Here is a 20,397-nt window from a genome sequence, read left to right as displayed (position 1 = left end):
CTGACTTTTAAAATTATTTAATCTCTCCCCTCCTTTGTAATCTTATAATATTTTTTGTTTTTCCGCTTTCTTCTTCTACCTCTATAATCACCCCTTCCATTTTAAAAAGTCCTTTCTCTGGTACATTAAATTTTTGAGGTATTTGGAGAAGAAATTTTTTAAGAACAGCCTCCTTTTCAACCCCTAAAATCGAATCATAAGCCCCACACATCCCCAGGTCTGTTATATAACCCGTCCCCCCTGGTAGAATTCTCTCATCAGCTGTCTGTACATGTGTGTGTGTACCTACCACTGCTGTTACCATTCCATCTAAAAAATAACCCATAGCTATTTTTTCTGAAGTTGCTTCAGCATGTACATCCACTATTATTATTTTAGTATCTTTTTTCATTTCTTCAACTATATTTTTAACCACATAGAAGGGATTTTCAATAGGCTCCATGAATATTCTACCTTGTATATTAATTATACCCACTTTTTTGTCCATATGTGTTAAAACCAAATATCCTCTTCCAGGAACCCCTAAGGGATAATTAGCTGGCCTTAATATTCTCTCATATATATCCAATAAGGGTATACCTTCCTTTTTATCCCAAATATGGTTGCCACTGGTAAAAACATCAATACCATATTCAAATAGCTCCTTTACTACACTTTCAGTTATACCAAACCCTGAGGCAGCATTTTCAATATTTGCAACTACAAGGTCAATATTGAACTCTTTCTTTATTTGAGGCAGAAGAAGTCCAACCCCTCTTCTGCCTATCCTTCCCACTATATCTCCTAAGAAAAGTATATTCATAACTATTTTGCGTACTCTACAGCTCTTGTTTCTCTAATCACAGTAACTTTAATTTGCCCAGGATACTCCATCTCTTTTTCAATCTTTTTTGCAATTTGATAAGCAAGCCTTGTGGCTGTAAGATCATCTACTTCTTCTGGACTCACTAGTACTCTAACCTCTCTTCCAGCTTGAATAGCGTACGCCTTCTCTACTCCAGGAAAAGACATAGCAATTTCCTCTAATTTTTCCAGTCGCTTTATATATATCTCAATACTTTCTCTTCTTGCTCCAGGCCTTACTGCAGATATACTATCAGCCACCTGTATTATAACATCTAATGGTTTAATTAATGGAATTTCTTCATGATGAGCTGCCACAGCATGTACTACATCAGGATGCTCCCCGTATTTCTTTAAAAGTTCAGCACCCAATACAGCATGAGATCCCTCTACCTCATAATCAATTGCCTTTCCTATGTCATGAAGAAGTCCTGCCCTCTTAGCAAGATTTACATCCATATGAAGTTCAGCAGCAATTATTGTTGCAATCTTAGCAACCTCAATAGAATGTTGTAAAACATTCTGCCCATAACTGGTTCTATAATAAAGTCTTCCTAAGGTTCTTACTAGGTCAGGATGAATATTCTGAATACCAACCTCTATCAATGCCCTTTCTCCCTCTTCTCTTATTCTATTCTCTACTTCTTTCTTGGCTTTATTTACCATTTCTTCGATCCTTGCAGGATGAATTCTACCATCCTTTACTAACCTTTCCAAAGCAATCCTTGCTATTTCTCTTCTCACAGGATCAAAGGAAGAAAGAACTACAGCCTCAGGTGTATCATCTATAATTAAGTCAACCCCAGTTAAGGTTTCAAAAGTCCTAATATTTCTTCCCTCTCTTCCAATAATTCTTCCCTTCATCTCCTCACTGGGCAAACTCACTACAGAGACTGTAGACTCCACAGTATGATCTACCGCACATCTTTGTATTGCTTCCATTATTATCTCTCTCGCTTTTTCTTCAGCTATTTCTTTATATCTTGCTTCAGCCTCTTTTATCCTTAATGCAATATCTTTTTGAATCTCATCCTCTACATGCCTTAATAATATTTCCTTAGCCTCTTCCTTGGTCATTTGAGCCACTTTTTGAAGCTCAATTATAGCTTCTTCTTCCAATTTTTTAATATTTTCAAGTCTGTGATTTATCTCTTTTTCTTTATTAGCAAGAATCTCCTCTTTCCTCTCTAAGTTTTCCTCCCTTTGAAGAATCCTTCTCTCAAGATTTATAAGCTCATTTCTTCTCTCTCTTATCTCCCTCTCAGCTTCACTTCTTAATTTAAAAATCTCTTCTTTTGCCTCAAGAAGAGCTCTTCTTCTCTTCTCCTCAGCCTCTTCCTCAGCTTTCTTTTTTATCTCCTCAGCTCTTTTTTCAGCAAGTTGAACAGTTTTGCTTTCTATGTACTTTCTAACAAAATATCCCATCCCTATACCTATAACGAACAGTAACACAGCTACTATTAAAGTGCTAATTTGAGTTCACCTCCTTGATCTTAGTTAGTTCCTCTTCTAATTCGGAAATTATTCTCTCGAAACTAGTCTCTTTGATTATTTTCCCTTTCTTAAAAATTATAACTCTTTCTTTAGATCCTGTAATACCAATATCAGCCCATTTGGCTTCTCCCGGACCGTTGACTTCACAGCCCATCACAGCAATTACCAAGTTTAAAGGATAATCCCCAAACCTTTTTTCAATTTCCTTTGCTACCTCCTGAACTGGAAAATGCGACCGAGCACACATAGGACAAGCCAAAACCCTTAATCCCTTCCTTCTCAGCTCAAGGCTATCAAGAATTTCATACGCAACTTCAACCTCTTTATCAGGAGGAGCAGACAAAGAGACCCTTATAGTGTCACCTATACCCTCATAAAGAAGGATGCCCAAGCCCACCGACGATCTTATAGTTCCAGGAAATAAAGTACCTGCCTCCGTTATACCAATATGCAGAGGATAATCTACCTTTTCTGATAAAAGCCTATAGGCTTCTACTGTTAAAGGTACAGAGGAGGCTTTTACAGATATTACAATATCCGTAAAATCATTGTCCTCTAAAAGCCTAACTTCATTAAGAGCACTTTCTACTAATGCCTCTGAAGTAAGTCCACCATATTTTTCCAGAATTTCCTTAGGTAAGGATCCAGCATTACTACCAACCCTTATAGGCACCCCCCGAGCCTTTGCCTCTTTGGCAATAATAGAAACATATTTGGGATTTTTAATGTTACCAGGATTCAGTCTTAACTTATCTACCCCTTGTTCTAAAGCTGTCAGAGCAAGACGGTAATCAAAATGTATGTCAGCTACAATAGGGATAGGACTTTCCTTTTTTATCTTTCCCAGTGCAAGAGCCGATTCTTTATCAGGTACTCCAACCCTAACAATCTCACAACCCTTTTTAGCAAGTCTCCTTATTTGCCTTACGGTAGCTTTAACATCCACCGTAGGTGTCTTAGTCATAGTCTGAACCCTTATAGGATTATTACCACCTATCTCTATATTACCAACCTTTACAACTCTTGTTATTTTTCTCTTCATTTCCTTAAGTTTAGTATATCAAAAAAGGTCACAATTATCATTAAAAACAACAATATCAGCAAGCCAATCCAATGAACCATCTCTTCTTTTTTTGTTTCTATAGGCTTTCCTCTTATTTTTTCAATTATTACGAAAAGAATTCTCCCACCATCAAGAGCAGGTATAGGAAGTAGATTAAATACTCCAAGCTGTACACTCAAAACACCAAGAAAGTTCAAATAATATATTAACCCCATAGAAGCAACCTCTCCTGTCATTTTAGCAATTCCAATGGGTCCTGCAATAGATACACCTTGTACCCCATTAAACAATGCTTTGAAAACATAAAATATTAAAATCAAGGCATTTATAAACATCAAAAAGCCATTCTTAACAGCAGTGGGAAGAGAATATCTCTTAGGAACAGTTTTAAAAACAATTCCTATTATTCCTCCTTTTCTTTCCTCACTCCATTCAGGTACAACTTTGATATTCACAATTTTTCCATCTCTTTCTACCTTAATTTCAATCTCTCTTTTTTCTCCTGGAGATTTTATAGATCCGGTAATTAACTTAACCGCATCAGAAATATCCTCAATCTTTTTTCCATCAATGTATAAAATCCTGTCTCCTGGCAAGATTCCCGATACGCTGGCTGGTTTGTTTTCCAAAACTTTATCCACCACAGGAATAGGCTGAGGAATCCCTATAAGGAAAATAGCCATAAAGAGAATTATCGCAAAAATAAAATTCATAAAAGAACCAGCAAAAAGAATTAAAAATCTTTGCCAAGGTGCCTTTTTATAGAACTTCCTATCCTCTGGAACACTTTCCACCTCTGGAATATTAATATCATCAACTCCTGCCATTTTTACGAATCCACCAATAGGAATAAGTCTTAGTACGAATTTTGTTTCCCTTCCCTTTATCTCTAAAATCTTAGGACCAAAACCTACGGCATATTCATAAACCCTAACTCCAAAAACCTTTGCAAAAATAAAATGTCCAAACTCATGGGGTATAGTAAGTAAGGCAAATAATATCAAAAAAAATATTAAATCCATATTCTATCTCTCCTTAACCCACAAATTTCTTAAAAACTTTTCCTTCAATAATACCTTTTAAGCATAAAATTTTCAACTTCAGACAAATATGGTGGCTCTGCGCCCTTCTTAGTACAGGTTAACGCCGAGACCGTATTAGAAAAATCCAAGGCATTTTCAAGCTCTTCCTTAGTTATACTTTCTAAAAAATTCTTATTCAGTTTCCCAATAGAATTTAAATAATATAAAAATCCTCCCATAAAAGCATCTCCTGCTCCTACTGTATCAGCAACTTTTACTTCTTTACCCTTAGAAAAAGCAGAAAAGAATTTAGTATAGCCTTTTGATCCTTCCTTACCTAAGGTTACAAGAAAGATCTTTACACCTCTTCTCAGAAAATATTTAGCAAGCTCATCCGTATCCTCTGTCTCATAAAGCCAAGTAAGATCTGCAATGCTTGCCTTTAAAATATCTACATATCCAATCCAAGTTTCAAATTTTTTTAAGTAATTAACTTTATCTTTTATTAGATTAGATCTTACATTAGGGTCAAAAGAAATTGATACCTTTCCATGATTTTGACTCATCATTTTTTCTAACACAAAGCAACCTGGTTCTCGTATCATGGAAATTGATCCAAAATGAATAAGCTTGATTTTTTCAGGATCTATGTAGGGCATATCCTTCTCTTCTAAGGATGTATCAGCAGTATTTTCGCCATAGAAAACAAAATGAGGTTCTCCCTCCTTTAGAATGACAAAGGCAAGAGTAGTTGATTTCTCAGATCTTAACACAAAAGATGTATCCACATGGTTATTTCTTAATTTTTCAATTAACATCTCTCCAAAAAAGTCCTTGGAAATTTTACCAAAGAATCCACAAAGTGTTCCTAACCTGCCAAGAGTGATTGCCACATTATAGGGCGATCCACCTTCCTTAGGTACGTAAGCTACCTCTTTATTTATTTCTATAGGGGTGAAGTCTATAAGAGCCTCTCCACATGCCAAAATCATTTTTTATTACCCTCCTAAGATTATGTTTGTATAATCATTATAAACTATGATAAACTATGATAAAATAATTAACACGAGTTAATTTATTGGAGGTAGAAAGATGATATATGACGACAAAATATTTGGAGATCTATCTCATAGAGAGTTCTTAGCTGAGAGAGAAGCTAAAAAGCTTGAAGAGGTAAACTTAGAAGAAATTTTCCCTGAAGATCCAAAACCAGAAGATGAAATAGAAATTACTTTTAGTTGTCCAATAAATTTTTATCCTAATTCAGTCCAAATTATTAGAGAAGATAAAGAATTATATACTCTCAATGTATATGACAGAGAGACTCAATGGAATGACAGCGTTTTTAACTTTAGTGAAATCGTAAAAATAAAAATACCTGCTTTAAAAGAAAAAGGCGTATACCAAATTCGGCTATTTAGTATAGATAAAAAATTTTATGAATATTACTTTCCAATAGATAATCACGAACCCCCCAAATGGAGTGATGAAAGCATTATATATCACATATTCATTGATAGATTTGCTAAGGATGACAAAGAGGTGATTCTTTCTAAAAATCTCAAAGAGAAATTGGGAGGGAATTTGAAGGGAATAATAAGTCACTTAGATTATATAGAAAATCTTGGAGTAAACGTTATATGGATCTCTCCCATATTTAAAAGCACTTCCTATCATGGCTATGATATCGAAGATTATTTTGAAATTGATCCTTTATGGGGAACAAAGGAGGATTTAAAGAGGCTTGTAAACGAAGCCTTTAAAAGAGGTATTAGGGTGATTTTAGACTTTGTTCCTAATCATATGTCCCACAATAATCCATTATTTCAAGAGGCATTAAATAATAAAAATAGTAAGTTAAGAGACTGGTTTCTATTTAAAGGAGATGATTACGAAAGCTTTTTTGGAGTAAAATCAATGCCAAAGATAAACCTAAGAAACAAAGAAGCAATGGAATATATTATAAATGCTGCAAAATACTGGATAAAGGAATTTGGAATTTCTGGATATAGAATGGATCATGCTACAGGACCTGATATTAACTTCTGGACTATCTTCTATTACAGGATGAAGTCGGAGTTTCCAGATACTTTTTATTTTGGAGAGATTGTTGAAACTCCAAAAGAAACAAAAAAATACATAGATAAATTTGATGGGACTTTAGATTTTTATCTTTTCAAAATCATTAGAGATTTCTTCATAGGTAAAAGTTGGGAACCTAAGGAGTTTTTAAGAATAATTGACTTAGAAAACAAATTCTACGGAGACAAGTTTAAGAGGCTTTCTTTCCTCGAGAATCATGACTCAAATAGATTTTTATGGGTTGCTAAAGACAAAAACTTACTTAAATTAGCCTCTATCTTTCAATTCTCTTTAAACCCCATTCCTATAGTTTATAATGGTCAAGAAATGGGTTGTAACCAATTTAGAGACATAATAGAAGGAAATAAAACCCTACATGAGTACACAAGACTTCCTATACCTTGGGATGAGGGTAAACAAGATAAAGAGCTTATAGAATTTTACAAGAAATTGATCAACATTAGAAAAAAACATCCCTCTCTTTATAAAGGAAGATTTATTCCCATATTATCAAATCTAGTCTCGTTCATTAAAGAGGATGAAGAGGAATCTATACTGGTATTAATAAACCCAAACCATAAGGAGGAAATTTTTAATCTAAACGGAATTTATAAAGACTTATTTAGTGGGAACATTTATACTAATTCTTTAAAGGTAAATCCAATGAATGCTCATTTATTGCTTCGTATAAATCACTAATCTTTACCAAATCCACGTCAGCAAAAAATCCCTCCTTTTCAAGTTCTTTGAGTACCTTGATTGTCTTAGGTCTGAGGTGCAAAATAAATACTCCCCATCCCTTACTCTTTGCCATATTAATTGCTTTTAAAAATCTTAGTCTTATCTTATTCTCATCGTTCTCATGATCAATAAATAACATATTTTCAAGAGAAGGAATCCCTGAGCTATTTGCCATCTTATACGCTACACTACCTAAAATGGTTTTACTGTCAAGAAAAGCTAAATTATACTTTTTAAAAACATTTATTACTTTTTCCATAGTTTCAGGGTCCTTTGTAACCTTTGATCCCATATGATTATTAACCCAAGAAACCTTAATATTCCCAAATCTCTTAAGATGGGTCCTCACTATATTATCAATTTCATCCTCATTCATCCCAACCATTATCGCTTCTGCTACTAAATATTTCGCATCTTTTGGATAAGTTATAGACTCCATTGGAAGGTGCATCATAATCTCCCAACCTCGCTCAAAAATTTTTTCTGCTACTTTTTCAGCTTTTCTTGTAGGAATTATAGATATATTAAGGGTGTACGGAAAACTTAAAAGTTCATGAACCCAATAGTTGTCTTCTACTACATCATCTACTACGAAAGCGATTTTAGGAAGAACTCCACTTATTCTACTAATGGGGAAATAAAGATTCAATATTTTAACATCCTTTGTCTCTCCAGAAGGAAGGGAGTATTTTTTATAAACTTGATATTTTTCAACTAACTTATCGGAACTTTTAACCTTTCTAATAATTAAATTTTCAGACTTTAAGGTTGGCAAGAGAAAATATTTAATCATTAAGTTTTTATAATAAATAGAGTAAACTTTATACCCTAACACATAATCTCTAAACTCTTCATTTTTATCTTCAACAAGGTACTTATCTATTTCCTTCTCATATACCTTTATAATGTCTTCTGCAATCTTTGTATCAAGATTTAAAGATAATTTTTCCCTTACAACTTCACCTTTATTTATCTCCTCTCCTTTTTCTATTTTTCTATCCTCTCCACACCCTCCTAACCACAAAAGAAAAAAAATCAAAATTAAAAGAATTACTTTTTGTATCTTTCTTTCCATAAATTCTCTAACCTCTCTCTTATCATTTTTTCCTTGCCTTGATCTGAAGGACTATAAAAAATTTCCCCTATATCTTCTGGAAGATACTTCTGTTTTACAAAATGATCTGGATAATCATGAGGATAAATATATTTAGGAGAATTGCCCCTTAAATGTTCTGGAATTACTGATATGCCATGTTCTTCAATATATCTCATGGCCTTATCAATTCCTATAATGATACTGTTACTCTTAGGGGCAGTTGCTAAATATACCGTTGCCTCTGCAAGAGGTATTCTTGCTTCAGGCATACCTACCACATCCACAGCATAATAAGCTGATTGAGCGATAACAAGAGCAAAAGGATCAGCCATGCCTATATCTTCAGCTGCGTGTATAATTAACCTTCTTGCTATAAATCTTGGATCTTCTCCTGAAAGGAGCATCTTTGCAAGATAATATAGAGCAGCATCAGGATCGGATCCTCTTATACTTTTTATAAAGGCAGAAATAGTATGATAATGTTCATCTCCCCTTTGATCATACCTAAAAATCCTTTTTCCAATAACTTCCTTTACTATGTTCCGAGTAATAATTAGTTTTCCATTTTCAGAAGGAGCGACCATAAAAGAAGCAAGTTCTAAAGTATTTAAAGCTATTCTCGCATCACCATTTGCAAATCTAACAATTTCTTCCATAGCATCCTCGTTAATCTCTAAATCCCTCTCTCCAAGTCCCCTCTCCTTATCTTCTAAAGCCCTCTTTATAATTCTCTCAATGTTTTCCTTAGAAAGAGGCTTCAATTCTACTAATCTACACCTTGATAGTAAAGTAGTATTTAGGCTAAAAAAGGGATTTTCTGTAGTTGCCCCTATAAGAATCATTATTCCCCTTTCTACAAAAGGAAGAAGCACATCTTGTTGAAGCTTATTAAAATGATGTATTTCGTCAAGGAAAAGTACTGTTCTTTTATTATAAAGTTCAAGATTTCTTTTTGCTTTCTGCAAAGCTTCCTTTAACTCCTGTACCCCCACAATAGCAGCATTAAGTTCTATAAATTCAGCATTTATAGCCTTTGCCAAAAGTATTGATAAAGTAGTTTTTCCAGATCCAGGAGGGCCATAAATGATGAGAGATGGAAGATACCCTTTATTAATAGCTTTCCTCAAAAAAGATTTTTCTCCAATAATATCCTCTGCCCCAAGGAACTCCTCAAGAGTTCTTGGTCTCATCCTAAAAGAGAGGGGTTCATAACTATTATCCTCTTTAAATAATCTTTCCTGCTTATCCATTCAAAAAATCTCTAAAAACTAATTGAAAATTTTTAACCATCTCACCCTTACTTTGCATTATATATAAACTTTTATCAAACGCATATATCCCTTCTTTTAATTTTAAAAGTACATTATTTTTGTCTTTAGCAAATCTCTTATCAAGAAGATATTTCACATTCTCCGTTATATTTCTCTCAATTTTAAGAGTAGTATCAATAAAAAGTATAGTAATCTTAGGTTTTAATTCCTCCCTTCTTCGAAGAAACTCCCAAATTTCCCTTAATCTTACATTGTTAGGAGGACTGGTTTTACATTCTATATATAGTAAATATCCCTCAAGAATAGAAAGGACGTCAAAGTCTCCTCCACCCTTTAGTTCTCTGATTTTTACACCCCAAACTGTAGGCATCTTAAACTCCTTCACTAATAAACCAGATATATACCACTCAAGAGTTTCCCCAAAATTATCAATATAGGGATAGGAAAAATAATAATTCTCATTAACTAAAGTTAAAATTCCGCTTTTAACTAGAAATTCCCAGTATTCTCTTATCTCTTCTAAATTCCATCGGGAAAATAGTTTTTCAAGATTGACCCTTCCATTATCCTGAGAGTGAATTATATCACTTAATAGTCTTCTAAACCTATAATGAGAGAGGAAATTAAAATAGTCCCCTTCTAAGGATAAATCCTTGGGTAATATTATCCTTTCTTTTTGACAACATTCGTCAATTTGATAACCCCTTCTCCAAAAAAATAGCTTAATCTCCTCAAGAGAAACAGCTTCCATCAGCCTTGCTCATCATCTTCTTCTAACATCTTAAGTATCTTCTCAAGAACTTTATCTTTATCCCTTTCTTTTTCCTCTTTCGTATAGATTTTCTCAATCTCGTCTAAAGAGACTAACTCTCTTCTTTCTTCATCAAACTCCACAACCAGCTTATTTAACGGTACATGATGATCTACAACCACTCCTTTTCCTTGTCTCGTCTCCACTACTGTACCCTTAGGAGGTAAATTCGCTTTTATATCTTGATATGTCTTATATTCGTAAGACAAACAACACATTAATCTTCCACAAATACCAGAAATTTTTAACGGGTTTAAAGCGAGCCCCTGTTCCTTTGCCATCTTTACCGAAATAGATTCAAAATCCTGAAGATAAAGATGACAACAAACTTCTCTTCCACAAATTCCAAGACCTCCTAAATACCTTACCTCATCCCTTACTCCCACTTGATGCAATTCAATCCTGGTCTTATATTGAGCTGCAAGTTCCTTTACTAACTCCCTAAAATCAACTCTCTCTTCAGATGCAAAATGTATAGTAATTTTACTGTAATCAAAATTAATCTCACAAGCAAGCATTTTCATAGGTAAATTCAAAGTCTTAGCTTTTTCTTGTGCAAATCGAAGAACTTCTCTTTCTTTTTCTCTATACTCTTCTATTTTTTTTAAATCATCCTCAGTTGCTCTTCTCAATATAGGTTTTAGAGGAGAAGGGGGTTCAAAATTTTCTGAAGGAACAAAAGGAGGAATTACTACTCTTCCCGCTTCCATCCCTTGAACAGTCTTTACTATTACCACATCTCCCACTTTCAGATCAGGATCAGTGGTTGAGAAATAATAAACCTTCAAACTTCTTAATCTTATTCCTACCACGTATATACTTTCTTTATCCTCAAGCATCATCACGAGCCCAAACCTACTCTCAAAAATAAAGTCTCTAAAGTCAACAATAAATTAGCATTATTTCTAATACCTCTTATAGCATCCTGAGTTAATCTAAAAAAGGTTTTTAACTCTGAAATTGAATATTCCTGAGATTTTCTTGCTATCTCTACAGAAAAATCTTTTTGAGTGATATATTTTTCATCTCCTGTAAGCTTCCAGAAAAAGAGATCTCTCCACCAAAAAAGAACAAGCTCAAGTAAGCTTATGATCTTCTCATTATCCTTTTCTTCTGCTAAAAAATCAACAAGGTCAAAAGGAGAATATAATTTGTCTTTCTTAAGAAGGGTAAGATATTTAAATAGTTCTACCCTTTTTGTCCAATTATTTTCATCATTCCAAAAAAAAGCCTTTCCTACACTTCCTTGGGATAAATTTACAAGAACTTCAAGTCTATCTTCAGGAACTTTATCTTCTATTATCCGCCGTACTTCTTCATAAGTCAAATATGTAAAGTTTATGATTTGACTTCTTGAAATAATTGTAGGTAGTAATAATTCAGGTCTGTAAGCTATCAGAATAAACAATGTATGCTCTGGAGGTTCCTCTAATATCTTCAAAAGAGCATTAGCCCCCTCATTTCTTAATTGATGTGCTTCATCTAATATAAACACTTTCAAATCACCTATGTATGGCTTTACATATGCTTCTTTTCTCAATTCTCTTACTTGTTGTATTTTATACCATTGTCCCTCGGGCTCAATATAGAATAGGTCAGGATAAGAAAGGTTTTTAATAGCCTCACAAATATCACATTTACCACATCCCTCAAAGGGTTCTATCTTACAATTTAAGGCTTGAACAAGAGAAATTGCAGTTAGTTTTTTACCAACGCCTTCGGGTCCTACAAAAAGATAAGTTTGAGATAACCTATTTTCATGAATAGCTTTTCTCAATATTTCTACTGCTTGTCTTTGACCAACTATTTCCTTAAATGCCATAACTATATCTTTTCAAAATAGCTTACATCTACAGCAAAAACTACCGCTCCGCCTACTTTTATTTTAACAGGCATAGGCACAGTTCTTAGTAACTCTATGGAGGGAAGAGGAGGAATAATCATCTTTTCTCTTTCTTTACAATTTTCTCTTAAAATAGTCAAAACTTCTTCAAACCTATCATCATCTACCACTGTCATCAGTGTTACAGACCCTTCCTCTAAAAAACCTCCTTTACTCTTGAAAAAGGTAAGAGAAAAATTATGTTCTATAAAAATCTCCCTTACCTTTTTCCAATCCTCCTCCTGAATAATGGCAAAAACTAACTTCATTTCTGCACCTCTCCAAGGTTTTTTCTCTCTATTTCTTCAACAATTCTTTTAAAAATCTCTCCTTTTGACAAATCTCCAGGTATTATTATGAACCTTTCTTTTTCCTTTTTAGCAATCTCCAAGTACCCTTTTCTTACTTTATAATAAAATTCTATGTTTTCTCTTTCAATTCTATCAAAACTTTTTTTTCTTCTCAAAGCCAATTCAGGATCTAAATCAATCAAAATAGTAAGATTTGGCTTTAATCCAAAAGTAGCTATCTGATTCATCTCTACAAGAAGTTCCAAAGGTAAATTTCTTCCGTATCCTTGATAAGCAAGGGTTGAATCAGCATACCTTTCACAGATTACTACATAATTTTCCTTAAGTTTTTTAATAATATTAATAGTATTTTCTACTCTGGATGCTAAATACAAAAAGGCTTCTGTCCAGTAATTTATTGAAAAAGCAGGGTTTAAAAGTATTTCTCTTATTTTATTTCCCACATCTGTTCCTCCAGGCTCTCTCGTAAGATGAACTTTATAACCCTTACTTTCAAAATGCTCCTTTAAAAGTAAAGCTTGCGTAGTCTTTCCAGATCCATCTATTCCTTCAAAGGTTATAAAAAGATTATTTTTCATATTCCTTAATGAGAAGGATATATTCTTACCTTGCGAAAAGGTTCTACTCCAACACTTTCGGAGTGTAAACCATACTGTTGAATAAGTTGATGTTGTAATCTTCTTATATAAGCAGGTTGAGGTGATAATTCGTAAGGCTCATCATGAGTTAATACATATTCTATACCCTCTTGAGCCTCTCTTAATGCTTCTTCCTCAGCATCACTCTTACTGCTTATAGCTATTCCAAATTCCTCGCTTAAAAATCTTTCTATCTGGGTTACAGTATTGCTTCTTAATACAGCAATTTTAATACCCTTTTTCTCCGCCTCCTTCAAAAGATCCTTTGCTCTCTTTTGATGTGCTTTTAGAATCAAAAGACAATTAGCTTCAGAAAGATTTTTAACTACAAAAGCAGGAACACCTAAATTGCGTATTGCTTTCTCCAATCTATTTCTGCTTATACCATAAGGAAATATCCTTAAAGGTTCTGTTCTTTTCTCTATTTTCTCAGGCTTTCCAAAAACCGATACTTCTTCCTCTTCTTCCACAGGTTCAATAGTAGGAGCTTCAACCTTTTTAACTTCTCCCTCAGGGGTTCTTACTCTTATCTCTGGTTTTATAATATATCCTCTAAGTAATGCATCAACGGTTTTTGCCACATCATGATGAATAGCAAGCCTATCTCTCTCTTGAATCTCTATTACCACTTGAAAAGTAGGAGGAGCCTTTCTCTCTAAGACAGTTTTTTGGGTACCTCTTCTTTTTGCTTCTTCATCACTTAAAGTAACTACCTGAATTCCCCCTACAAGATCAGAAAGAGTTGGGTTGAGAAGTAAATTTTGCAAAGTTATACCATGGGCTGTCCCAATCAACTGCACACCTCTTTCTGCAATAGTTCTTGCAGCTTTCGCTTCAAGTTCTGTTCCAATCTCATCAATTACAATAACCTCAGGCATATGATTTTCTACCGCTTCAATCATAACATCGTGCTGTTTTGATGGATTTGGAACTTGCATTCTCCTTGCTCTGCCTATGGCAGGATGGGGAATATCACCATCTCCACCAATCTCATTAGAAGTATCAATAATAATAACCCTTTTACCAAGCTCATCAGCAAGAACCCTTGCAGTCTCTCTTAAAAGAGTAGTCTTACCTACACCAGGCTTACCTAGAAGAAGTATATTTTTGCCTGTTTCAATAACATCTCTTATTATATCTACCGTTCCTAATACAGCTCTTCCCACTCTACAGGTTAGCCCAATTATCCTCCCATGTCTATTCTCTATAGCGGAAATCCTATGAAGAGTCCTTTCTATACCTGCCCTCTTATCCCCACTAAATTCCCCTACTCTTGCGATAATATAATTTAGATCTTCCTCAGTGGTAAATCTTCCTTCGAAAATAACAGTCTTTTTGTAAAATCTTGCCTCAATTTCTCTTCCAAGGTCAAGCACTACTTCTATAAGATCCTTTATATCAGGATCTTGCTCTAATCTATTTTTTATATCATTAGGAAATATGGCCAAAAATTTATCTAAGTCATCCACTATCTGTTGTAACAATTTATTCATCATCTCCTTCTTAAACTTCTTTAAAAGCTATTATTCCCCAGGAGCCAGGACCAAGATGAGAAAGAATAGTACAGCTAAAGAATCCCATATAAAAATCAGTAATATTGAGAGTATTTTTTACCTCTTGAGATATCTCTAAGACTTCTTCATAATTGTCTGAGTAAGCAACAGCAATTTTTACAGGATCTTTCCCTGCATATTCCTTAATAAGCTCAATAATTCTTGCCCTTAATTTTTGCTTAGTTCTTACCCTTTCCACTGGTTCAATAGCCCCTTCTCTCAATTCCAAGATGGGTTTAATTTGCAGGATGCTTCCCATCCATGCTTGAGCTGCCCCAATTCTCCCACCTCTATAGAGATACTCCAAAGTGTCTACCGTAAATTTTGTATTGCTATTTAGATACAATTTCTCAGCAAGATTTATAAGATCATCTACTTTTGCACCTTTCTCTATAGCCTTTGCAAGTTCAATTACCACAACACCAAGAGCAAGTTCTGTAAGTTTTGAATCAACAACAAATATCTTATCTTTTTGAGGATGAATTTCCCTTGCAGCATTAGCAGATCCCACAGTTCCACTTAACTTTGCTGAAATATGAATAGAAATTATTGCCTCAGTATCTGGATGTTTCTCAAAAATATTTTGATAAGCTTGATAAAATTCTTCCACAGAAGGCTGAGAGGTTTTAGGAAAAACAGTACTCTCTTTTACCTTTTTGAAAAATATTTCAGGGGTAATATCTACTCCATCTCTATAAACTTCATCTCCAAAAGCAACTTTTAGTGGTACAACCGTTACGTCGTATTTTTCTACATATTCTTTAGGAAGCGCAGCAGTACTATCAGTTACAATTTTAATCATTTTAATTCTCACTCCTTATAAAAATTTTAAGTTTGAGACTCTGTTTGTGCTTCCCCAGTAGTAACCTCCTCAGTATATCCCTTAGGAGGAATTATGCCTACAACCACTTCATCTAAAGGAGTCAAAACTTTAATATTTTCAGGAAACTTAAGATCTCCAACAGTTATGGATTCGCCTATTTCAAGATCCGTTATATCTACCTCTATATGAGGAGGCACATCCAAGGGGAGAGCTCTTATCAAGATCTCCTCAACTCCATGTTGCAATATACCACCCTGCTTTATACCTTTAGCTTCTCCTACAAGTAATATAGGGACATAAACATCGACCAGTTCTTCCAGGGTTATAGCATGAAAATCTACGTGAAGAAATTCATCTTTTATAGGATCTATTTGTAAATCTTGCAAAATAGCATTTTCAGTTATGGTATTTTCTCCATTCTCTATTATAAGCCTTAGAAGGTGTTGTTCCTTAGCATGCCCTTTCTTTATTAAGCTCCATAAATCTTTTTTTTCTACTAATATGTGAATATTTTCTTTTAAGTGAGCCCCATAAACGACTCCAGGTATTAAATTAGACCTTCTATATTTTTTAGCAAACTGTTTACCTATTTTATCTCTTTTCTTTACTTTTATCTCGGTTATTTCCATTTTTTCTTACCTCCTTATGAGTTTTTAATCAAATAATGAACTTAGAGAGTCTTTGTTAGAAATTCTCTTTATGGCTTCTCCAAGTAGATTTCCTATAGAAATAATAGTTAACCTTGGTACCCTCTTTTCTAACGGTATAGGTATTGTATTAGTTACTACCAATTCCTTTATTTCAGATTCTTGCAATTTTTTATGGGCATCATTAGTTAATATACCATGAGTCACCGCTGCATAAATATCCCTCGCCCCTTTTAATTTGAGAAGTTTAGCAGCTGAAAACAATGTGTTCCCAGTAGTAACAATATCATCACATATTATAACATCTCTCTCCTCTACCTCTCCAATAATTTCTTCCACTTCCGCAACTTCAGGTGCTGGTCTTCTTTTGTATATTATAGCTAAGGGTGTATGTAACCTATCAGCAAGAGCTCTTGCCCTTGTTACTCCCCCTATATCCGGAGAGACCACTACCGGATTTTTAAGATTTTTATCTTGAAAATATCTTGTAAAAAGAGGTAAAGCTGACAAATTGTCTACAGGAATATCAAAAAATCCCTGAATTTGTCCAGCATGAAGATCCATAGTAACAACACGAGAAGCTCCTGCAACTGTTAAAAGATTAGCTATAAGCTTCGCAGATATGGGCTCTCTTGATTTAGTCTTTCTATCTTGCCTTGCATAAGCATAATAAGGAATAACTGCGGTAACCTCATCAGCAGAAGCTCTCTTTAAAGCATCAATGATTATAAGAAGTTCCATAAAATACTCATTAACTTTACTTCCCAAAGATTGAATAACATAAACCTCTGCTCCCCTCACACTCTTTGCAATTCTTGCATAAATCTCACCGTCTGAAAATCTTCTAATCTCAATCTCTCCTAATTCAATCCCTAAGTATTTCGCAACTTCTTCGGCAAGCTCCCTGTTTGAAGTACCACTATAAAGAGCTAAACATCTCTGTCCCATCTTCCATTCTCCTTCTTATTCAGTCTTAGAATTTATGTAAGACAAGGGACCAATATAAGAATTCTTTTTAATTACATAATTTCCTAATATAAAAACTTCAGGCTGTATTATAACATCTTTTTCAATTGATACCTTATGTCCAATAATAACTGTATCCGGATCTATAATTATCACTCCATTATTCATATTAATTTTATTTATTCTTTCCTTCAATATCTTTCTTAAAGTGCTTAACTCTTCCTGAGTATTTGCGCCTAAAACCTCAACAGAATCGACAACTACCGTACCAATCTTTAAATTCCTTTTATTAAAGATTTCTATCACATCGGTGAGGTAAAATTCTCCTTGAGCATTATCGTTTTTCAAAAGTTGTAAAACCTCTCTTAGTTCTCTCCATTTAAAAGCATAGACCGATGTATTTATTTCTTTAATTTTTTTCTCTTCTTCCGTAGCATCTTTTTCCTCAACAATCTTCAAAACCTCTCCATTCTTATCCCTTACTACTCTCCCATATCCACAAGGATTATCTAAAAAAGTTGTAACCAAGGTACAAATATTATTGTTTTCTCTATGTACATTACAAATTTTTATTAAGGTTTCACTTTTAATAAGAGGCATATCTCCTGGAAGTATCAATACATCTCCTTCATAAGCGTCTAACCAATTTTCTAACCTTTTTACAGCGTCTCCTGTTCCTAAAGGGACATCTTGAATTACGACGTTCTCCTCCGATATAGAATTTAAGTAAGTCCTTACCTTTGGACTTACCACCAAAATATATTCCTTTTCAAAGACAGTTTTTACTGTTTCGAGTAGAAATTCTAAAAGGGTGTTTTCATAGAGGGGATGAAGAACCTTAGGTAAATCAGTCTTCATCCTTTTACCTTGACCAGCAGCCAAAATAATAGCCTTAAAATCATTCATAAACATTAAAAGGGATAATAAAAAATTGGCTGGGGAGGCTGGATTCGAACCAGCGAATGGCGGATCCAAAGTCCGCTGCCTTACCAGCTTGGCTACTCCCCAAAGCCAAGTTTATTATATATTATAGTGAAAAAGAGGTCAATAAATGATAAAATATTTAACATCATGAAAAAAGAGTTTACTGACTATAAAAACTTATATAAGTATTTTAAAAAATTCAAAACAGAAATAAGCAAAAATCTCAAACATAATCTTTTATTAATCCTGGTTTTATTCCTTTTAGGGGACCTATTAGTATTAACCCTTGATTTTATTTTTATTCCTCCATTGAAAATCAATAACATAGCCCCTAAAGATATCATAGCTCTAAGAACAGTGATATATAGAGACGAAACCGAAACTGAAAGAATTAAAAATTTGTTACTTTCTCAATTTAAACCCATATATACTGTGGATCAAAATATCACTATAAAAATGTTATCAAAACTCTCAGAACTTTTCTCTCAAAGCTCTGAACATCCAGAAGTTTATAGCTACATCTCTAGATTACAGTTATCTACGGTAAATACCCTTCGAAAAAAAATTGAAAGTTGGATTATTGAAAATTATTCAAAAGGAATTAAAGAGGAAGAAATAGGTACTAAGAAACAAGAATTTATTAGATTCTTGGTCTATGAGTTAAGGCTTCCTCAAGATATAAGTAAAAAATTGAGTGATACCCTTATTGTTCCAAATATGTTCATAGATATTAAAGAAACGGAAAATAAAAAAGCAGAACTTATAAAGTCAATAAAACCTATCGAAAGGATAATTTCGAAAGGAGAAATAATCTTAAAAAAGGGTGAAAAAGTAACTAAAGAAAAGTTTCAAATATTAGAAGCTTTAGGATATACTTTATCCCCTAAAAACATCTTAAGATTTCTAAGCTTATTTTTACTTACCGCCTTTCTCCATCTATCTCTAATTGCTCTTATATTCTACTTTGGACAAGTAAATGTAAAAGACTTAAACATCTTTCTTTTTATAAATACCATATTCTTATCTGGGTTAATCATTTCAAAAGTTTTCTCCTTTTATTCCATATATCTTGCACCTATAAACACTCTCCTCTTTATAGTATTGAGCCTAACAGACTTCCCCGATTATGCAATTCTTAGTCTTTCTCTGATACTACTATCTTCAATCTTTCTAAGATCGTTTATAATACCTATTCTTTTGATTTTTGATTTTGTCTTTATTTATAGAGGACTACGAAGGTTAGAAGATAGAGTAACCTATCTTAAAACCTCTTTTGTATTAACCTTCCTGAGAATTTTTGCAATTCTACTCATCAAGTATGCCTATCAAGAAGTATATATAAATCTTTCTGATTCAATTTATAGCGTAATAAATCCCATAATCTCTGGTATTCTTGCCATAGGACTTATTCCTATAATAGAGGATCTATTCCGACTTGCAAGTCCATTAAAGTTATTCGAATTAACAAATCCCAATCATCCATTATTAAGAGAATTAATTATGGAGGCACCTGGAACATACTATCATAGCTTAATTGTGGGAAATCTTGCCGAAAGAGCCGCAGAAGCGTCTGGAGCAAGTCAGAAAATTGTAAGAATTGCTTCTTTATACCACGATATTGGGAAAATGAAAAGGCCACAATATTTTATTGAAAATCTCCTACCTAATCAAAAGAATCCTCATGATGACCTTTCCCCCTATCTCAGTGCCATCATAATTAAATCTCATCCCAAGGATGGAGCAGAAATACTAAATAAACACAAATTTCCTAAAAACATCATAGATATCGTGGAACAACATCACGGAACCAGTCTACTTTCGTACTTTTACATGAAACAAAAACAATTAAACCCAAATCAACTAGTGCCTGAATTAGATTTCAGATATCCAGGGCCTAAACCGAAATCAAAAGAAGCTGCAATTGTAATGTTAGCGGATAGTGTTGAAGCTGCAACAAGAAGCCTTAAAAATATTACCCCTGAAAACATTGAAAAAGTAGTTAGAGATGTAATAAGAGAAAAACTAAATGATGGACAATTAGAAAACAGTAGACTTACTCTTGAAGAGTTAGAAAAGATATCCCAAAGCTTCATTAAGACCTTAATAGAAGTTAGACATCCCAGAGTACCTTACCCTCATGAGATGAAGTAACAAAAAAAAAGGGAGGAAGGCTCTCTGGCGATGACCTACTCTCCCACCCCGTCGCCAGGGTAGTACCATCGGCGCTGGA

19 protein-coding genes and 1 tRNA gene are annotated in these 20,397 nt (G+C 33.9%); 2 read left to right on the top strand and 18 right to left on the bottom strand.

What is annotated here, in order from left to right; genetic code table 11:
* Positions 1-13: 13 nt before the first annotated feature.
* Genes ACP5QL_RS06165 through ACP5QL_RS06145 form a run of 5 tightly spaced genes read right to left on the bottom strand, consistent with a single transcriptional unit; the run spans position 14 to position 5,414 of the window.
* Positions 14-802: a TIGR00282 family metallophosphoesterase gene (locus ACP5QL_RS06165; protein WP_012583165.1), complete on the bottom strand. Its 789-nt coding sequence runs from the start codon at positions 800-802 to the stop codon at positions 14-16.
* A 2-nt stretch (positions 803-804) separates the two neighbouring features.
* Positions 805-2,316 (bottom strand): ribonuclease Y, encoded by a 1,512-nt coding sequence (gene rny / locus ACP5QL_RS06160; protein WP_164931065.1) that lies wholly within the window; start codon positions 2,314-2,316, stop codon positions 805-807.
* On the bottom strand, positions 2,312-3,379 hold the full coding sequence (gene ispG, locus ACP5QL_RS06155) for a flavodoxin-dependent (E)-4-hydroxy-3-methylbut-2-enyl-diphosphate synthase (protein WP_012583163.1): 1,068 nt from the start codon (positions 3,377-3,379) through the stop codon (positions 2,312-2,314). The genes rny and ispG overlap by 5 nt, the downstream gene beginning before the upstream one ends.
* Positions 3,376-4,422, bottom strand: a complete 1,047-nt coding sequence (gene rseP / locus ACP5QL_RS06150) for an RIP metalloprotease RseP (protein ID WP_012583162.1) — start codon at positions 4,420-4,422, stop codon at positions 3,376-3,378. Before rseP ends, ispG begins: the two co-directional genes overlap by 4 nt.
* Positions 4,423-4,466: 44 nt before the next feature.
* Complete coding sequence (locus tag ACP5QL_RS06145; RefSeq protein WP_012583161.1) at positions 4,467-5,414, bottom strand: carbohydrate kinase family protein; 948 nt, start codon at positions 5,412-5,414, stop codon at positions 4,467-4,469.
* 100 nt (positions 5,415-5,514) lie between these two features.
* Between ACP5QL_RS06145 and ACP5QL_RS06140 the strand changes: the two genes are divergently transcribed.
* Positions 5,515-7,203 carry an alpha-amylase family glycosyl hydrolase gene (locus tag ACP5QL_RS06140; RefSeq protein WP_273334357.1) on the top strand — a complete coding sequence of 563 codons (1,689 nt, stop codon included), beginning with the start codon at positions 5,515-5,517 and terminating at the stop codon, positions 7,201-7,203.
* Here ACP5QL_RS06140 and ACP5QL_RS06135 read toward each other — a convergent pair.
* From ACP5QL_RS06135 to ACP5QL_RS06075, 13 genes are all read right to left on the bottom strand, one after another.
* Complete coding sequence (locus tag ACP5QL_RS06135) at positions 7,145-8,320, bottom strand: divergent polysaccharide deacetylase family protein (RefSeq protein ID WP_428126113.1); 1,176 nt, start codon at positions 8,318-8,320, stop codon at positions 7,145-7,147. The genes ACP5QL_RS06140 and ACP5QL_RS06135 overlap by 59 nt on opposite strands.
* Positions 8,296-9,591, bottom strand: coding sequence for a replication-associated recombination protein A (locus tag ACP5QL_RS06130; RefSeq protein ID WP_273334361.1), 1,296 nt, complete (start codon positions 9,589-9,591; stop codon positions 8,296-8,298). The genes ACP5QL_RS06135 and ACP5QL_RS06130 overlap by 25 nt, the downstream gene beginning before the upstream one ends.
* Complete coding sequence (locus ACP5QL_RS06125) at positions 9,584-10,363, bottom strand: hypothetical protein (protein ID WP_012583157.1); 780 nt, start codon at positions 10,361-10,363, stop codon at positions 9,584-9,586. Before ACP5QL_RS06125 ends, ACP5QL_RS06130 begins: the two co-directional genes overlap by 8 nt.
* Entirely contained in the window at positions 10,363-11,265 is a 903-nt protein-coding gene (locus tag ACP5QL_RS06120; RefSeq protein WP_012583156.1) for a PSP1 domain-containing protein, read from the bottom strand. Before ACP5QL_RS06120 ends, ACP5QL_RS06125 begins: the two co-directional genes overlap by 1 nt.
* Entirely contained in the window at positions 11,265-12,245 is a 981-nt protein-coding gene (gene holB, locus ACP5QL_RS06115) for a DNA polymerase III subunit delta' (protein WP_428126109.1), read from the bottom strand. The genes ACP5QL_RS06120 and holB overlap by 1 nt, the downstream gene beginning before the upstream one ends.
* Before the next feature lie 2 nt (positions 12,246-12,247).
* Positions 12,248-12,574 (bottom strand): cyclic-di-AMP receptor, encoded by a 327-nt coding sequence (locus ACP5QL_RS06110; RefSeq protein ID WP_428126107.1) that lies wholly within the window; start codon positions 12,572-12,574, stop codon positions 12,248-12,250.
* The gene (tmk, locus tag ACP5QL_RS06105) at positions 12,571-13,194 is read right to left on the bottom strand and encodes a dTMP kinase (RefSeq protein WP_012583153.1); all 624 of its coding nucleotides are present in this window, start codon (positions 13,192-13,194) and stop codon (positions 12,571-12,573) included. The genes ACP5QL_RS06110 and tmk overlap by 4 nt, the downstream gene beginning before the upstream one ends.
* A gap of 5 nt (positions 13,195-13,199) precedes the next feature.
* Positions 13,200-14,747, bottom strand: a complete 1,548-nt coding sequence (locus ACP5QL_RS06100; RefSeq protein ID WP_012583152.1) for a R3H domain-containing nucleic acid-binding protein — start codon at positions 14,745-14,747, stop codon at positions 13,200-13,202.
* 10 nt (positions 14,748-14,757) lie between these two features.
* Positions 14,758-15,609, bottom strand: coding sequence for a DegV family protein (locus ACP5QL_RS06095; RefSeq protein WP_428126104.1), 852 nt, complete (start codon positions 15,607-15,609; stop codon positions 14,758-14,760).
* Between the two features lie 26 nt (positions 15,610-15,635).
* Positions 15,636-16,259, bottom strand: a complete 624-nt coding sequence (locus tag ACP5QL_RS06090) for a 50S ribosomal protein L25/general stress protein Ctc (RefSeq protein ID WP_012583150.1) — start codon at positions 16,257-16,259, stop codon at positions 15,636-15,638.
* A gap of 24 nt (positions 16,260-16,283) precedes the next feature.
* Complete coding sequence (locus ACP5QL_RS06085; protein ID WP_428126101.1) at positions 16,284-17,225, bottom strand: ribose-phosphate diphosphokinase; 942 nt, start codon at positions 17,223-17,225, stop codon at positions 16,284-16,286.
* 15 nt (positions 17,226-17,240) lie between these two features.
* Positions 17,241-18,149 carry an NTP transferase domain-containing protein gene (locus tag ACP5QL_RS06080; RefSeq protein ID WP_428126099.1) on the bottom strand — a complete coding sequence of 303 codons (909 nt, stop codon included), beginning with the start codon at positions 18,147-18,149 and terminating at the stop codon, positions 17,241-17,243.
* 26 nt (positions 18,150-18,175) lie between these two features.
* Positions 18,176-18,251: transfer RNA gene (locus ACP5QL_RS06075), tRNA-Gln, on the bottom strand.
* Between the two features lie 63 nt (positions 18,252-18,314).
* Here ACP5QL_RS06075 and ACP5QL_RS06070 point away from each other — a divergent pair.
* Positions 18,315-20,318 carry an HD family phosphohydrolase gene (locus ACP5QL_RS06070; RefSeq protein WP_273334370.1) on the top strand — a complete coding sequence of 668 codons (2,004 nt, stop codon included), beginning with the start codon at positions 18,315-18,317 and terminating at the stop codon, positions 20,316-20,318.
* Positions 20,319-20,397: the final 79 nt, after the last annotated feature.

This window comes from Dictyoglomus sp. (genome assembly GCF_049968615.1).
Lineage (GTDB): Bacteria > Dictyoglomota > Dictyoglomia > Dictyoglomales > Dictyoglomaceae > Dictyoglomus > Dictyoglomus turgidum.
This window is presented reverse-complemented; position numbering and strand designations above follow the sequence as displayed.

Coding starts and splice junctions, on each gene's coding strand:
- ACP5QL_RS06165 (WP_012583165.1), bottom strand. CDS start 802: ATGAATATACTTTTCTTAGGAGATATAGTGGGAAGGATAGGCAGAAGA.
- ispG (WP_012583163.1), bottom strand. CDS start 3,379: ATGAAGAGAAAAATAACAAGAGTTGTAAAGGTTGGTAATATAGAGATA.
- rseP (WP_012583162.1), bottom strand. CDS start 4,422: ATGGATTTAATATTTTTTTTGATATTATTTGCCTTACTTACTATACCC.
- ACP5QL_RS06145 (WP_012583161.1), bottom strand. CDS start 5,414: ATGATTTTGGCATGTGGAGAGGCTCTTATAGACTTCACCCCTATAGAA.
- ACP5QL_RS06140 (WP_273334357.1), top strand. CDS start 5,515: ATGATATATGACGACAAAATATTTGGAGATCTATCTCATAGAGAGTTC.
- ACP5QL_RS06135 (WP_428126113.1), bottom strand. CDS start 8,320: ATGGAAAGAAAGATACAAAAAGTAATTCTTTTAATTTTGATTTTTTTT.
- ACP5QL_RS06130 (WP_273334361.1), bottom strand. CDS start 9,591: ATGGATAAGCAGGAAAGATTATTTAAAGAGGATAATAGTTATGAACCC.
- ACP5QL_RS06125 (WP_012583157.1), bottom strand. CDS start 10,363: ATGGAAGCTGTTTCTCTTGAGGAGATTAAGCTATTTTTTTGGAGAAGG.
- ACP5QL_RS06120 (WP_012583156.1), bottom strand. CDS start 11,265: ATGATGCTTGAGGATAAAGAAAGTATATACGTGGTAGGAATAAGATTA.
- holB (WP_428126109.1), bottom strand. CDS start 12,245: ATGGCATTTAAGGAAATAGTTGGTCAAAGACAAGCAGTAGAAATATTG.
- ACP5QL_RS06110 (WP_428126107.1), bottom strand. CDS start 12,574: ATGAAGTTAGTTTTTGCCATTATTCAGGAGGAGGATTGGAAAAAGGTA.
- tmk (WP_012583153.1), bottom strand. CDS start 13,194: ATGAAAAATAATCTTTTTATAACCTTTGAAGGAATAGATGGATCTGGA.
- ACP5QL_RS06100 (WP_012583152.1), bottom strand. CDS start 14,747: ATGAATAAATTGTTACAACAGATAGTGGATGACTTAGATAAATTTTTG.
- ACP5QL_RS06095 (WP_428126104.1), bottom strand. CDS start 15,609: ATGATTAAAATTGTAACTGATAGTACTGCTGCGCTTCCTAAAGAATAT.
- ACP5QL_RS06090 (WP_012583150.1), bottom strand. CDS start 16,259: ATGGAAATAACCGAGATAAAAGTAAAGAAAAGAGATAAAATAGGTAAA.
- ACP5QL_RS06085 (WP_428126101.1), bottom strand. CDS start 17,225: ATGGGACAGAGATGTTTAGCTCTTTATAGTGGTACTTCAAACAGGGAG.
- ACP5QL_RS06080 (WP_428126099.1), bottom strand. CDS start 18,149: ATGAATGATTTTAAGGCTATTATTTTGGCTGCTGGTCAAGGTAAAAGG.
- ACP5QL_RS06070 (WP_273334370.1), top strand. CDS start 18,315: ATGAAAAAAGAGTTTACTGACTATAAAAACTTATATAAGTATTTTAAA.